General features: G+C 47.7%; 12 protein-coding genes and 1 pseudogene. 12 read left to right on the forward strand and 1 reads right to left on the reverse strand.

Annotated elements, in window-relative coordinates; translation table 11 throughout:
* The 9 genes and pseudogenes from A9479_RS14430 to traN all read left to right on the forward strand — a co-directional run.
* Positions 1-429, forward strand: a 429-nt coding sequence (locus A9479_RS14430) for an ISL3 family transposase (protein ID WP_042919912.1), incomplete at its 5' end; no start/stop codon positions are given.
* Between the two features lie 59 nt (positions 430-488).
* Positions 489-753 (forward strand): annotated as a pseudogene (locus tag A9479_RS14435) (nucleotidyl transferase AbiEii/AbiGii toxin family protein); the annotation flags it as partial.
* Between the two features lie 131 nt (positions 754-884).
* Entirely contained in the window at positions 885-1,577 is a 693-nt protein-coding gene (locus A9479_RS14440; protein ID WP_064663790.1) for a DsbC family protein, read from the forward strand.
* Positions 1,577-3,976, forward strand: coding sequence for a type IV secretion system protein TraC (traC, locus tag A9479_RS14445; protein WP_024008831.1), 2,400 nt, complete (start codon positions 1,577-1,579; stop codon positions 3,974-3,976). The genes A9479_RS14440 and traC overlap by 1 nt, the downstream gene beginning before the upstream one ends.
* Positions 3,969-4,316 carry a hypothetical protein gene (locus A9479_RS14450; protein WP_064663791.1) on the forward strand — a complete coding sequence of 116 codons (348 nt, stop codon included), beginning with the start codon at positions 3,969-3,971 and terminating at the stop codon, positions 4,314-4,316. The genes traC and A9479_RS14450 overlap by 8 nt, the downstream gene beginning before the upstream one ends.
* Entirely contained in the window at positions 4,300-4,812 is a 513-nt protein-coding gene (locus A9479_RS14455) for a S26 family signal peptidase (RefSeq protein ID WP_197487263.1), read from the forward strand. Before A9479_RS14450 ends, A9479_RS14455 begins: the two co-directional genes overlap by 17 nt.
* Positions 4,813-4,822: 10 nt before the next feature.
* Positions 4,823-5,947, forward strand: coding sequence for a TrbC family F-type conjugative pilus assembly protein (locus A9479_RS14460; protein WP_064663817.1), 1,125 nt, complete (start codon positions 4,823-4,825; stop codon positions 5,945-5,947).
* Complete coding sequence (locus A9479_RS14465) at positions 5,931-6,959, forward strand: TraU family protein (RefSeq protein WP_064663792.1); 1,029 nt, start codon at positions 5,931-5,933, stop codon at positions 6,957-6,959. The genes A9479_RS14460 and A9479_RS14465 overlap by 17 nt, the downstream gene beginning before the upstream one ends.
* A gap of 2 nt (positions 6,960-6,961) precedes the next feature.
* Complete coding sequence (traN, locus tag A9479_RS14470; RefSeq protein WP_064663793.1) at positions 6,962-10,648, forward strand: conjugal transfer protein TraN; 3,687 nt, start codon at positions 6,962-6,964, stop codon at positions 10,646-10,648.
* Positions 10,649-10,849: 201 nt separating this feature from the next.
* Here traN and A9479_RS14475 read toward each other — a convergent pair whose 3' ends face one another.
* Positions 10,850-11,203 carry a DUF3147 family protein gene (locus A9479_RS14475; protein ID WP_064663794.1) on the reverse strand — a complete coding sequence of 118 codons (354 nt, stop codon included), beginning with the start codon at positions 11,201-11,203 and terminating at the stop codon, positions 10,850-10,852.
* 84 nt (positions 11,204-11,287) lie between these two features.
* Between A9479_RS14475 and A9479_RS14480 the strand changes: the two genes are divergently transcribed.
* Genes A9479_RS14480 through A9479_RS14490 form a run of 3 tightly spaced genes read left to right on the forward strand, consistent with a single transcriptional unit; the run spans position 11,288 to position 14,014 of the window.
* Positions 11,288-11,671, forward strand: coding sequence for a BlaI/MecI/CopY family transcriptional regulator (locus A9479_RS14480; RefSeq protein ID WP_064663795.1), 384 nt, complete (start codon positions 11,288-11,290; stop codon positions 11,669-11,671).
* A gap of 2 nt (positions 11,672-11,673) precedes the next feature.
* Positions 11,674-12,663 (forward strand): M56 family metallopeptidase, encoded by a 990-nt coding sequence (locus A9479_RS14485; protein WP_064663796.1) that lies wholly within the window; start codon positions 11,674-11,676, stop codon positions 12,661-12,663.
* Positions 12,664-12,676: 13 nt separating this feature from the next.
* Positions 12,677-14,014, forward strand: a complete 1,338-nt coding sequence (locus A9479_RS14490; RefSeq protein ID WP_064663797.1) for a TolC family protein — start codon at positions 12,677-12,679, stop codon at positions 14,012-14,014.
* Positions 14,015-14,023 lie beyond the last annotated feature (9 nt).

Below are 14,023 nucleotides of genomic sequence, written 5' to 3' on the forward strand. Positions count from 1 at the left end.
CCGCAACTGCTGGCCGCCTACGAGCACAAGGAGCGCTTCTACGGCATCTGGGACGCCACCACACGGCTCCAGGCAGAAGCCGCCCTGGACGAGTGGATAGCCACCATCCCGAAGGGCCAAAAGGAAGTCTGGAGCGATCTGGTCAGGGCAGTGGGAAACTGGCGCGAAGAGACCATGACCTACTTCGAGACGGACATGCCCGTCACCAACGCTTACACGGAGTCCATCAACCGACTGGCCAAGGACAAGAACCGTGAAGGGCGCGGTTACTCCTTCGAGGTGATGCGGGCACGAATGCTCTACACCACGAAGCACAAGAAGAAGGCACCGACTGCGAAGGTCTCTCCTTTCTACAAGAAAACCATCGGTTACGGACTGCCGGACTTCGCAGAGGAACTCAACTACGGAGTCGATCTATCAACCATCTGAGGGTGGTATCAGATTGATGGGGTGAAGGTGCCCCATCAACCATTAAATCCGTATACCCCGAAGACTTAGCCTCTTAGGCCCATGATGTTAATTGAACTGCAAAAACATTTCACAGAAAGGGATCATGCCTTCCTCATGTCATTCAAAAGAGGGCAGCCTGACTGGGCATTGTTTGATTATCCTAATGCAGCAGACTTGCCAGCGATTCGTTGGAAGTTGCAGAACATTAACAAATTGGCAAAGAATCAAGCAAAACATCAAGAGCAATTAGATAAATTGAAGCAAGTGCTTGATGATTGGCTTGTTAACGCAAACGCCAAGTAATTCGTTTATAACAAACCTAAACGAGCTATAAGACCCCTAGTTAGATTGCGATTTCTTCAATCTATCTAACCGAGTCCACATAGGACAACTGCATAGACTGGAGCCTCGATTTACATTAACGAGGACTCCTCATGCGAAAACTATCTCCAATTATTCTGGCGCTTGCGCTGTCTCCTTTGGTTCAAGCTGAACCTGTGTCTGAAGTGTCGCCCGTTGGCAAAATTGACGGCATGGTTTCTTTGCCGGTCACGGGTATGAAAGCGGTCGAAAGCAATGGCCGTATTGTTTTCATGTCAGACAGTGGCCGGTTCGTCATTGATGGCACGCTCTATGATGCCTGGTCCAAAAAGCCGCTTACCAGCCTTGAAGAAATTCGAGAAGCGGGAAACACGCTGGACTTAAGTCGTCTTGGCTTAAAAATGGATGATTTGAATCCACTGACGCTGGGTGAAGGCAAAAAGAAAGTGGTGGTCTTTGTTGACCCACGATGCCCGCACTGCCATGAGCTTTTGAAACAAGCTTTACCGTTAACCAAAGAATACACCTTCCAAATTCTCCCTGTGCCAGTGCTTGGTCCTGATTCAGAGCGTCAGGTTCGCCAGCTTGGCTGTGCGCGTGACAAAAAAGCGGCCACCGATGCATTGCTCAATGGCCGGATTGGTAACCTAGAACAGGATGATGCCTGCAACTTAGAACCAATGCAGCGTACCTTGGTGACGGCTCAAATCCTGGGCATTCAAGGTGTGCCTTTCATCGTCGCCAATGATGGTCGCATCAGCCGAGGCCGTCCTTATGACCTTTCTGCTTGGTTGGAGGGGCAGTAATGAAAGCCTCTCTGTATTCAGGGCAACGCGCTTCTGAGCTGTTGCCAGTATTAGCCTATTCCGACGATGAGCAACTGTTTTTCATGGAAGACCAGAGTGTTGGCTTTGGTTTTCTATGTGACCCATTGCCGGGTGGTGATGAGTCTGTTGCAGACAGGGTTAATGTTCTTCTCAACAACGACTGGCCAAAAGACACTTTGCTGCAATTTGGCCTGTACGCCTCCCCTGATATTCAAACCGACCTTCAGCGCATGATGGGCTTACGGCATCGTCAATCCGATCCATTGCTCAGGGCGTCGATACGCAAACGTGCGGATTTTCTCGATGGGGGCACGGTTCAACCGATAGAAGAATCGACCCAGACTCAGGTACGCAACTTTCAACTGATCGTCACCTGCAAATTGCCTTTGGAAAGTCCTATACCGACGGAGCGTGAGTTGAGTCGAGCATCCGCGCTTCGGGCTTCTTTCTCGCAGGCGCTGGCAACGGTTGGTTTTCGCGTCACTGAGATGACTGACCGAAATTGGCTCGCGGCATTAAGTGCGCAACTTAACTGGGGAAAAGATGCTTCTTGGCGCAATCCATCACCAATCCGCAGTGAGGCAGATAAACCACTTCGAGAGCAAGTGTTGGATTATGACCGAGCTATCAAGGTGGATAGCCAAGGTCTGATGTTGGGCGATTACCGAGTTAAAACCTTATCGTTTAAGCGCTTGCCTGAGCGGATCTGGTTTGGTCATGCCGCAAGTTTTGCGGGCGATATGATGACGGGCAGTCGCGGTTTACGCGGCAGCTTTTTGCTAAATGTCACCATTCACTTTCCCTCAGCTGAGGCGATGCGATCTCGTTTAGAGACGAAGCGTCAATGGGCGGTCAATCAGGCCTATGGCCCGATGCTCAAGTTTGTGCCGGTGCTGGCAGCCAAGAAAAAGGGATTTGATGTTCTTTTTGAAGCCTTGCAAGAAGGTGATCGTCCTATTCGGGCAAATATGACTTTGACGCTGTTTTCCCCAACGGAAGAGGCGTCCATCAGCTCTGTTTCAAATGCTCGAACCTATTTCAAAGAACTTGGATTTGAGCTGATGGAAGACAAGTACTTCTGCTTGCCCATTTTCCTGAATGCTTTGCCATTTGGTGCTGATCGCCAGGCGATGAACGACTTGTTTCGATTCAAGACCATGGCGACACGGCATGTGATCCCTCTGTTGCCTTTGTTTGCGGATTGGAAAGGCACGGGCACGCCAGTGATTAACTTTGTTTCCCGTAATGGCCAGATCATGAGTGTGTCCCTTTATGACTCGGGCAGTAATTACAACTGTTGCATCGCGGCGCAATCAGGGTCGGGCAAGTCTTTCCTGGTGAACGAAATCATCTCCTCCTACTTATCTGAAGGCGGGCAATGCTGGGTGATTGATGTTGGCCGCTCTTATGAAAAGCTGTGTGAAGTTTATGACGGAGAGTTCTTACAGTTCGGGCGGGATAGTGGCATTTGCTTAAACCCGTTTGAAATCGTTGAGGACTATGACGAAGAAGCGGATGTACTTGTTGGATTATTGGCCGCAATGGCCGCGCCTACGCAGTCATTAACTGATTTTCAGATGGCCAACCTAAAGCGTCAGACCCGTGAACTGTGGGAGAAAAAAGGTCGTGCCATGTTGGTTGATGATGTGGCAGAGGCTTTAAAAAATCATGAAGACCGACGTGTGCAGGACGTGGGTGAGCAGCTCTATCCGTTTACGACACAGGGCGAATATGGCCGTTTCTTTAATGGTCACAACAATATTCGCTTCAAAAACCGTTTCACTGTTTTGGAGTTAGAAGAGCTCAAGGGGCGCAAGCACCTACAACAAGTGGTGTTGCTTCAGCTTATCTACCAAATCCAACAAGAGATGTACTTAGGTGAGCGTGATCGTCGCAAGATTGTGTTCATTGACGAAGCCTGGGATCTGCTGACCCAAGGTGATGTCGGTAAGTTCATCGAGACGGGTTACCGTCGATTTCGAAAATATGGCGGCAGTGCTGTAACGGTAACGCAGTCGGTCAACGATTTGTATGACAGCCCTACAGGTAAAGCCATCGCTGAAAACTCGGCCAATATGTACCTGCTTGGTCAAAAAGCCGAAACCATCAACGCGCTCAAAAAAGAAGGCCGCTTGCCACTTGGTGAAGGCGGCTATGAATACCTGAAAACGGTTCATACCGTCACTGGTGTCTATTCCGAAATTTTCTTTATTACCGAGATGGGCACCGGGATTGGCCGTCTCATCGTCGATCCGTTTCACAAGCTGTTGTACTCGTCCCGTGCAGAAGATGTAAACGCGATTAAGCAGTTAACGCGCAAAGGCCTTTCTGTTGCTGATGCCATTTCTCAGTTGTTGAAGGAGCGAGGCTATGAATAAGACCACGCTTTGGCCATTTATGGCCTCTATTACTTTGTCTATTGCTAGTAGCGGTTTAATGACCAGTTGGCTCTTAATGAAAACACTCGAACCGATCCACAGCCAGTTGGCGTTAAGTACGCCCATTGCAGTCGTGGATTTTGGGGAGGCGGTGTTGTCACTGGGCCCCAATGCCAGCGAACAAGACATCGAATCCAGGTTGCTTCAGACCAATCAGCAAATTGAAAAGTTAAAAGCAGCCGGTTTTATCGTGCTGGATGCCCAAGCGGTGGTGGGTGCTGATGATTCCATATTTGTGCCAGTAGGCTCAAAGGAGGTGTCTCATGCAGATACTCCGTAAAAGAATGCCTTGGCGGCCTTACCTCATCCGGCTGGCCATTCTTGCGTTAATCATGGCCATGGTAGGCACCTACGCCATGATGCGCTACCGAATAGGTATTGATACCCAGCAAGAGCGCTGCCTGCCTGATACCACGGTGTATCTGATTGACCTATGGAATAAAGAGCCCGTTAAGGATGGTTTGTATGCCTTCCACTCAAAAGGACTTGCTCCGTTATATAACGACGGTACTCGTATGTTGAAACGCCTAACAGGGATGCCTGGGGATGAAGTCAATGTGACGCCTCAACATGTGCTGGTGAACGGTGCTGAAGTCTCTACCGGCATGGCATTAGCACCGCGTATTGGCGTTGCTGAAACAGAATTTAGCCGCTCATTGACGCTGCAAGAAAACGAATATTGGTTTTCCGGTGAGTCCGCAACGAGTTTTGACTCCCGTTATTGGAATGCCGTTAAGCGCGAGCAGATTGTCGGTCGCGCTTGGCCGCTTTGGTAGGAGGTGGATGATGAGAAGACTATGCCTCTTATTTTTGTTGGTTGCTCCATTGGCTTGGGTTCAAGTGTCCTGGGCACAAGAGCCTTATCCGTTGTCTGACGAGGACAAAAAGATCGTCGAAATGAGCCGCAGCATTTTACAAAGTGCTGTGGATGGTTCATCTGAATTTATCGAGCCTTTTTCACCGATTGAACAACCTGCGTCGCTCAAACACAACGATGAATGGTTGATTTTTGCGTCGTCTTCACTGGGGGATTCCTCACTGAAGCAGCTATTTAAAGAGGCCAGTGCAACCGGCGCTATTGTGTTGTTTCGGGGAATTCCTGAAGGAAAGACCTTGGGGGCGGCTATCCGTGATTGGCATACGCTGATGGTGGGACTTGATCCTGTTCCTCAGGTTCGAATCGATCCGAAAGCCTTTGTGCACTGGCGGGTGACTAGCGTGCCTGCCATTTTCCGCATAGAAGATGACAAGGTGACTGCAAGTGCACTAGGGGTTTACAGCAAGGACTGGTTGCAGCGTCAAATTGAAACAGGCAATACCGGTTCATTGGGTCAACGCGGTCCTATTCATTCGATTTTAGAACCGGATTTGATGCAAGTGGCGATGCAGCGTTTACAGTCGATAGACCTGGGCGCATTAAAGAAAAAAGCCATTGAGCGATTCTGGTCTCGCCAAACTTTCACTGACTTACCCAAAGCCACGCAATATCGGATAAGAACGGTTGATCCAACCATCGTCATGCAGCGGCCACTATTGGATGCCAATGGCCGAACATTGATCCCAGCAGGAACGCGTATTAACCCGCTAAAAGCCTTGCCGTTTACTCAGCAGCTTGTGGTGTTTAATGCGTCGAACGCTGAAGAAGTGGACGCAGTTGCGCATTGGCTTGAGACGCAAGATAGGACACTGCGCCGCATTACGCTTATCACCACGCAGCTCGACCGTACTCAAGGTTGGAATAGCCTCAATGCGCTCGAAAAGACATTGGATAGTCCGGTTTACCTTCTCAACGCCTCGCTAAAGCAGCGCTTTGATTTGCAAGTCACCCCATCGTTTGTTCAGGCAAAGGGGCTCGCGTTTGAAATAGAAGAAATTCCAGCAAAGGAGCTTGTTCATGAAAAAGCTCAATAATACGTATCGTCTGATGCGGACTCTCGTTGTCATGCTTGTCCTGGGCGCATCTATTCCTGCAAAAGCCGAACTGACCTGCCCAGACGCGGGTTTATTGTCGGGCAAGTTGCTGACGGATGTTTGCTGGTCATGCATTTTTCCTATCCGGGTTGCAGGGCTTCCGCTTGGCTCTGGCAGTGTCCCAAGCGGCGCATCAAACAAGTCATTTTGCTTATGTGAAGACAACTTAGGCGTGCCAAGGCCAGGTATTGTTACCAGCATGTGGGAGCCAGCGCGTTTGATTGAACTGGTCAGAACGCCGGGTTGCTCGCCTTCCCTGGGAGGGATTCGTTTACCGTTAGGTGATAGGCGACTGCAAGGTGGTCATGGCGAGGGTGAATACGATACCGGTGATCTTGCTTTCTACCATTACCATTATTACGCCTTTCCGCTTTTGGTCATGCTCGATTTGTTCATGGATGGCAATTGCAATGCCGATGGTTACATGGACTTTGACTTGATGTATTTGTCGGAATTGGACCCAACATGGCTGAACGATGAACTGGCCTTTTTTACTCAGCCTGAAGCGGCTGCCGTTGCCAATCCATTGGCTATTTCGGCTTGTACCGCTGACGCTGCTTCATCAACGCTTGGTAAACCCATTGACCAGTTGTTTTGGTGTGCTGGCAGTTGGGGCCATCTCTACCCGTTATCTGGCCACACCTTAGCCTTTGGCTCATTAGCAGAAAACACCAGCCATTTAGCGGCGCGAGCAATCGCGGCTCAACACAGGCGTGGTCTTGCAAGGCGAACAATGGGGAACAGTGCGCTATGCCGACCTGTTATCGAACCCATGCTGCCGAAATCCCAATACAAGATGAGTATGTTCTTCCCTGTACCAGAAACTGAAAGTGCGCATGTCATCGGTGAAAGCACCATGAAATGGGGAGAGTGGCGAACGATCCCCGGTGCCGGAGAAGATGCGCTCTACATTTTGTGGCGCTGGCAAGACTGCTGTAACTCGGGAGGTTAACTATGAAACCAACATTTTTTACCCGAGTGTTAGCGGGTATTTTATCTATCACTATGGCGTGCTTGCCCTTACATGGTGTGGCCGCTGATGTACAGCGCCAATCCGGCCTAAGCGGACAACAGGAAGGTAAGCAATTGCTGCAAAACTGGACGATGCCCGCACTCAATGGCAATACATTGTCGGTGCCGAATGGCAGTGGTAATGAGTCCATTAACTTGCAAGAGCTTTTCCCAGGTATGGATCAGGGCTCATTGGATGTCTTAACGGGCGTTTATGGCTCTGATGCCAGCATGAATCAATTGGGGACGCAGCGCCAAGAGAGCATGGCATCCGAAAGTGGCGCTACGGGTGAGGCATTTCGTTCGCTACAACAAATCAAAGACAGGTCTCGGCCAGATATGGTCAATGATCCGCTTTGGGCATTAACTGATGCGGTTCAAACTGACCCTAATCTATTGACGCAAAGCTTCCCAGGTTGTGAGTCTCAAGGTGAAGGCAGCCCAAATTACCAGCAATGTGACAGGCTCAATACAGCGGTTAACAGCTGCACTATTACTCACGATTACACGGCAGGCATTATTGAGCATGTTTCCGGACCGATGAACCTTCGCTCTTGTGGTGAGGGGTGTCTTGAAGTTTGGATAGGACGAATTGGTGACAACTACTGGAGTGGCAGTTGTAAAGTGTTCGAACAGGCCATCACACTCAAAGTCGTGAACCCCGATGCGATTACCTCAGCCGTTCTTGAGTACGCCAAATGGGATGACTACATGCAAGTTTGGCTTGGCGATCAGAAAGTCTGGTCTGGGCCGAACAATAACTTTCCACCAGAAACGGCAGGTCGCTGCGAGCTCAGTACCAGTTGGGAGCGCAATCCAAATACCGATCTCACTGCCCGGCTAAAAGCGGTAGAACCCGGTTTAGAAGTGCCGGTAAAAATTCGCGTATCGGTTACGGGTAGTGGTGAGGGGTATGCACGCATCAAGGTGCGCTTTGATCCAACCAAGGTGGTGATGAATGATAGTTGGTCGCCACAATCCTGTATCGAACAAGCAGCGGATATCCCGACGAAGTTTTCAGACTACAGCATTCAATGCACGGATCAGCCGTCTTCAACCAACGGATGTACGGTGGTCAATGGTGTTTCAGTTTGTGAATCCTATTTTGCCCCAAGCCCTGTGGCTGGCATATCGCCTTTGTGTCGGCGTGTACAAGTGAGTGTGGATGACGAAAGCTATAAGGGGATTGAAAATCAGGCCTGCCAAGTGCTTGAAGCGAATCCTTCCTGTGGCTTCATGTCATCAGAATGTGCCGAGACCAATGATAAAGGTGAATGCATTCGTTTTACCGATACCTATGACTGTGGATTGCAAACCAGCGATCCAAAGTGTGTGGTATCCAACCTTATGCCGAATAGTTTTGAGGCCTGTGAGCCTACTCAGACGATCACGCCATTTACGGAAACCAAGCATGTACCGGATTACCAAGTGTGCGAGAAGATCAGCACGCTTACTCAGTGTCAGTTAGAGCGACGCGTATCCGCTGAAACCCATCAACAAAGCTGGTCCATTGAGCGCGGTTGCTTTAGTTCTGAAACGCTTAGCTTTGTTCCTCAGCACAGCAACACCATGCAAACTGGAAACACGACGCTGAGGATTTTTGATAATCAAAATACTGAGATAAAAATCACCGAGTCGCCATCCAAGGCAAATGGTTGGAAAACGACACTCTCACTGACGGGCAATAAAGAAGCGGTCACAGAGACGAAACCGTCCATTAAGTACCCTGAAATGACGTGTCCAAAAGGAACCTTGGTTGGCTCATTGTGTAGGGTCGTTAATGGGTCGATTATTTCGTGGCATGAACCTCAGGAAGTCACTCGTTCCAGATGTGAATCCGGCTGGAACAAAGTCGATTTCGACACTTGCAGCCGAGAAGTTCAGAAGTGTTTGGCTCCTGCGAAACTGAGCGCTTCATTGACCTTCTCTGGCAAATACTTAGAGCAAGACATTGTTCATCAATCAAGTGATCCGGGCATAGACCAATGCTTGATGCAAACGGATCAGTTTACTGCGGTGCAGTGGCAGTGTTTGGATACAGGCACAAAACGAATCGACGGCTTAACGGTTGGTAGTGGCGAGTTGGCGAATCTTGGAAGCCTTTATCCGGCTGTTGTTTCATCTCCTTCTCATTTAACCAGTCGCGGCAGTTCTGATGGACTGGGGCTTTCATGCTGGAGGGCAAGAGCGACCTACAATGCTTCGACTGCTCATCCTGAGTTCAACATGGGCAGCTCAGATAGCTGGGTAGATGCCAATGGTAATACTCAAACTATCGTCAATAACGGACAAAACACGACCACCAATACGTGTGCCGCGCTAGAGCAAAACCCGGCCTGCCAGTATGTCAGAACCGAATGCACGGAAGGTGGGGCTGGTCATGAAGGCTTCTGTTATATCCAAAGTTTGGTGTATGACTGCGGACAAAGCGTTGAAGTGCAAAATGCTCGAATGGAAACTCAATACAACTGTGAGGGGCCAGTTCGCTGTATGGGCACAGATTGCTTAGAGCCAGAGTCAATCAAGCAGGCTAACTTTGCAGAAGCAGCTGCGATGCTTAATGCGGCGCAGTTTATGACCAATGATATGTCATGCACGGGAGCTGATGGCCAAGATAACGTCGAGTGTACGGTCTTTAAAGGTAATGCTGGCCAGTGCAAAAAAGCCGTTGGTGGCATAGTGGATTGCTGTGAAAAGCCAAGTGGCGTGTCGTTATCGGATTACATCACGATGATAGTAGCGGTCAACAAGCTTGATACGGCAGTCATGGCCATGAATCCGTCTTCGGCAATCTATGGTTCTTGGAATACGCTCAGGGAGCCAATCACGAGCACCTGGAGTGCGGTCAAGGAGCCCTTTGTGTCTGCATGGGACTCTCTCATGGGGGCTGGGCCATCAACGGCTGCTGGCGCGGAGCAAGCTGCGACTGGCTTCATGCAGGTGTTGACCAACAAAACGGCTGAATGGGTAGGTACTACCTTTGGTTCGGGGGCGCAATCGGCACTGTTTAGTAACGTTGGTGGCGCGGTTGGAGCCGATGGTGTCGTTTCGGGTGGTAACTTTGCACTGGGAGGCGCTGCGGGCGCGGTTCTGAGCACGGTTATGACGGCTTACATGATTTACTCAGTCACTATGATCCTCATTCAGCTTATCTGGAAATGTGAGCAGAGCGAGTTTGAAATGAACGCCAAGCGGGTATTGAAGAGTTGCCACTATGTAGGCTCTTACTGCAAGTCTAAGTTCTTAGGTGCCTGTGTTGAAAAACGGCAGTCATATTGCTGCTTTACTTCGCCACTTTCACGGATCATTCAAGAGCAAGTGCGTCCGCAATTGGGCCTTGGCTGGGGCAGTGCGAAATCTCCCAACTGTGAAGGCTTGACTGCGAGTCAGTTAAACCTGGTAGATTGGAGCCAAGTCAATCTCGATGAATGGATAGGTATTTTATCGATAACAGGCAACCTACCCGAAGTACCGTCACTGGATCTGGAAAGACTGACTGGCTCAGGAAGTACGCTAAACGTGGATGGAAACCGTCAAAGTGCCGCAGACAGAGCCATTGAAAGGCTAAACGGAATGGATGCACAGAAACTGCGTCAGGAGGCGACGGAAGAAATTTCGGGAAATAATTGAGCACGTCCTTCTAAAATAGCTGCGCCAATAATGTTCCATATTGGTTACTTTAATGCGTTTTTCCGCTTTAAAGTAACCATTTTTGTACTTTGTGATCACAGATCGAACATATTTCAGCTAACGCGCTTTTGCCCCATTACGCGTTAACGTAAATACTCTAATGGCAGCTGTGGGGGCGAACAACGGACCTTGCTGCTAACCTCAAGGAAGCAAATCAATCCCAAACTGTTTCAGCAATAAAGAAAACAGCCAAAAGCAAATTACAGTTATTAATGAGCTGATGAGTAACGATAGCCAAAAACTGTAGCGTTGCATCAGCGTGGGGAAAATAAAAAACATTGGTAACGTCGGAAGAACATACCAAAAGGTGTACCAAGCATGATTGGCTATTTTCTCTGACGGCTGCTTTTCAACATATAACCAAATCATGGTTAAAATGGTGACTGTCGGTAATGCCACTATCAGTGCGCCTAGTTTATCACTTCGTTTTGCTAGCTCTGATGCAGCTACGATAACCATTGCGGTGATCAAATACTTAGTTATTAGCCAACCCATATAATACCCTTAAATCTAAAAACCGATTGCCTATCGGTTTTTGTTGTGACAATATAGCCAGCGAATTAAATAGAGTAAAGTGTTATGCAATTAGGTGAACTAGAAAAGTTAGTGCTTCAACATTTCTGGAATGTCAAAGAGGCGGATGCAAAGCAAGTACATAAAGTACTGGGGCTTGCGCGTGGTAATTCCTTAAATACCATTCAAAGTACGCTTGATAGGTTATTTAAAAAAGAATTACTTAAGCGCACTAAACAAGGCCATGCGTATTGTTATTCAGCCAGAGTAGATCGTGAAGGTTTAATTGCTCAGCTTATTTCAAATGTGACCAGTGACTTTGTTGAAGATGGTGAAAACAGCTTAATAGCCGCTTTTAGTTCCGCTTCAGCACAACTTAATGACGCACAACTCGATACATTAGAAAAAATGATCGAAAAACAACGCCAGTTAAGAAAGGAACAGGCTTAATTATGTTGGTTGGAGAGTTGGCAATCGCACTAAACTTGCTCAGTGTTGCAGTGCTTGCATTTGTGATCGGTATTGCAAGTGTCGCTGTCATATCTCGTTTTGTGTTGTTCAGGCTCAATCAAGTCAGTTTTAATAGTCAAAAATTTATAATGTGGTCTCTTGTTAGTGCGCCTTGGTGGATAGCACTTTCTTGCATCGGTTACTTTATGCCCTACTCGATAGGGCTTGATAAAATTTTTAAAATAAGCTGGTTCGAAGATTTTGCCCATTGGCACCATATCGATATTTTCAGCTTTTCAAGTTGGCACGCGTTAACATTGCTTTTGGCATTGATCTATTTAGCATGGCGCGTAGCAAAGACTATCTTAGCTAGGACCAAACAATCTATCGCATTATCGAGTTTGCTAAGCTTTACTGACGCACAAGATGCTAAGACGACTAATGGCAATCAATATTTCTTGATGCCTGTTAAAGTACCTGTTGCTTTTACTACAGGCTTTATATCGCCCAAGATCTACGTATCAACCGGACTACAAACCCAAGTTAGCGATGAACAACTTAATATCATCGTTAATCATGAGCTTGCCCATGTAACGGCAAGAGATCCGTTATTTAAAGTGCTCTTCACGGCACTAGCCAGCTTCTATCCATCTCGTATAAAACAAACCCTAATTGAGCAATATGTCTTAATGACGGAAAAGATAGCCGACAATGAGGTCACTAAAGAATACGACCACCTTGATATCGCACAGACATTGATTGATGTCGCTAGACTTCAAAAAGCACTTCCTACGGATTGCGATCAGGCGTCTGTTAGCTACTTCGGACATGATTACACGAGTCTTCGTGTTGAGGGGTTATTAAATCCAATTAATAAACCATCGCTTACCACTATCTTCATTACTCTAGCATTATTGGTAACTATGCCTGTATTTGCTGCATCCACGGTCGATAGTTTCCATCACTTTATCGAAACTTTTTTCATCCATTAATTAAGGATATGGAATGAGATTTAACCCATATAAAAACAAGCGTAATAGCAACGAAAAAAAACCGATTAGCTATCGGTTTTTGGCTGTTGGTATAGCTGTAACAACGGGAGTTGGTTTAGCAATACCAACACCCTCTTTGGCTAATTCGCAGTCCCAGCAGCAAATACAGTCATCACATCAGATTATTAATCTGAGCAAGGCTGTGACCATGACACTAGAAAGTCATCCCGAACTGAAAGCCTTGGTAGCTGAAGAAGCTGTGTGGCAAGGCAATATCGAGCAAGCTGCCATTGGAGAACGCCCTCAAATAGGTTTAATGATTGAGGATGCGTTAGGGACAGGTGAGCATAGTGCATTAAAAAGTATGCAATCGACACTCACTTACTCTTGGCTACTTCAACAAGATCAAATTGATGGCAGAGTTAATGCGGCAAAAAGCCAAGCAAGTGCAGTAATAGTAGAGCAAAAAATAAAAGCACTCGATCTTTCTGCGATTGTTGCAAAGCAGTTTGTTGAAATCTTGATAAAGCAAGAGCGCTTGAAATTAAATCAATTAGCAGTTTCTCAGGCACAGGAAGTGGTTGACGCGATTGCCAAAAGAGTAAAAGCGGGTAAAAGTTCCAATGTTGAAATGCGCTTGGCTCAAGCCGAGCTGGTTCGAAGAAATCTCGCTGTAGAAGATTTAGAGCACGAATTAAAAGCCAGTCATTATCAACTGTCATCCTTATGGGGCAAGCCTCAGGCTGAGCTTAAATTAACGGGGAATTTAATGCTTAAGCCGGAAATTCCCTCGGTAGAAAGCCAGCTAATCAAGCTTAAGCAAATCCCACAAATACAGCAGTTTGTTAATGAACAACGTATCGCTCAGTCTCAAATGGAGCTTGCACGCATTGAAGCAAAACCTCAGTGGCAACTCACTGCGGGATTGAGACGATATGAAGCGACAGATGACTTTGGTTTAGTGGCGGGTATCTCTATTCCTTGGGGGAATGCCAATAGAAATGCAGGAACAATAGCGGCCTTACGCGCAAAACAAGATGTACTGGCAACTCAGCAACAAGCCTTAATGCAGAAACTTGATGCACAGCTATATGTACTATTGCAAGAAATGGCGCATTCCCACCATGTCATTGAAACGATTCAAGCTGAAATTATTCCCGTACTAGAAACCGCATTGACTGAAGCAAGTCAGGCATTTGATATCGGCAAGCTTAGCTACAACCAGTGGAGTGACATCCGTAGAGAGCTACTTAGCGCCCAAAATCAGTTACTTGATGCCTATCAATCTTTGCACTTACAACATATTGAAATTCAACGTCTAACTGGCGTGTCCGTTAGTGATAGCGAGTAGAACCGTGAG

The organism is Pseudoalteromonas sp. MQS005 (assembly GCF_001661605.1).
In the GTDB taxonomy this organism is placed as follows: Bacteria; Pseudomonadota; Gammaproteobacteria; order Enterobacterales; family Alteromonadaceae; genus Pseudoalteromonas; species Pseudoalteromonas tetraodonis.